The sequence below is a fragment of the Nocardiopsis trehalosi NBRC 14201 genome (genome assembly GCF_001552555.1).
GTDB lineage: Bacteria > Actinomycetota > Actinomycetes > Streptosporangiales > Streptosporangiaceae > Nocardiopsis_B > Nocardiopsis_B trehalosi.
In genome coordinates this window covers 1-952 of sequence record NZ_BCRK01000363.1, presented here as the reverse complement: position 1 = coordinate 952, position 952 = coordinate 1, and the positions used below count along the sequence as shown (strand labels likewise).

Here is a 952-nt window from a genome sequence, read left to right as displayed (position 1 = left end):
GCCCGCCCCGATGGGGGAGGGCGGCCGCCGTCGCGCGTGCTCGGGCGGCCCTAGGCCGCGCCGTAGACCACGAACGACACCGCGATGTAGTGGCAGACGTAGGCGGCGATGGTCAGCGAGTGGAAGATCTCGTGGAAGCCGAACCAGCGCGGCGCGGGGTCGGGGCGCTTGAGCCCGTAGACCACGGCGCCCGCGCTGTAGAGCAGCCCGCCCACGAGGATGAGGATCCAGGCCGCCGGGTGGGTCCCGGTGACCAGCTGCGGGATGAACAGCACCGCCACCCAGCCGATGGCCAGGTACAGCGCGGTCGACAGCCAGCGCGGGGCGTCCGGCCAGGCGACCTTGAACACCACCCCCGCGATCGCCCCGCCCCAGATGAGCGCCGTCATGGCGGTGCGCAGGGGGCCGTCGAGCACCAGGACCACGAACGGCGTGTAGGTGCCGGCGATGATCAGGTAGATGTTGGAGTGGTCGAGCCGGCGCAGAACGGCCGTCCCGCGCTGCGACCACCGGCCGACGTGGTAGATCGCCGAGGTGCTGAACAGCAGCACCGAGCTGAGCACGTAGATCGCGCCCGCGATGCGGGCCGACGCCGCCGGGGCGAGCGCCACCAGGACGATCCCGGCGGCCAGGGCCAGGGGGGCCGTTCCCAGGTGGAGCCAGCCGCGCAAGCGCGGCTTGACCGCCTCCAGCAGGTCCGCGGCGACCGCCATGGGGCCCTCGTCGGGCCCGCCGGGCGGGGCGGGGTCGTGCCGGCGGGCCGCCGGCTCTCCGGGCTGCTGTGCGGACACCTTGTGGTCTTCCCCTCGCGTCGGTCGCCGACCTGGTCGGATGCGCGTCCCCGGTGGCGGGGCGCCTCCTGGGGGAACTCTACCTACGGAAGCGTAGGTTACTCGTAAGTAATAGTGTGGCGCTCGGCACAGCGCGCCCTCCGGCGCGTCGCGGCGGCGGG

General features: G+C 73.6%; 1 protein-coding gene. It reads right to left on the bottom strand.

Annotated elements, in window-relative coordinates:
• Positions 1–50 precede the first annotated feature (50 nt).
• The gene (gene trhA, locus NT8_RS28155; protein ID WP_067976123.1) at positions 51–713 is read right to left on the bottom strand and encodes a PAQR family membrane homeostasis protein TrhA; all 663 of its coding nucleotides are present in this window, start codon (positions 711–713) and stop codon (positions 51–53) included.
• Between the last annotated feature and the right edge of the window lie 239 nt (positions 714–952).

Excerpts from the sequence above, each read along its gene's own strand:
- trhA (WP_067976123.1), bottom strand. The coding sequence starts at position 713 with ATGGCGGTCGCCGCGGACCTGCTGGAGGCGGTCAAGCCGCGCTTGCGC.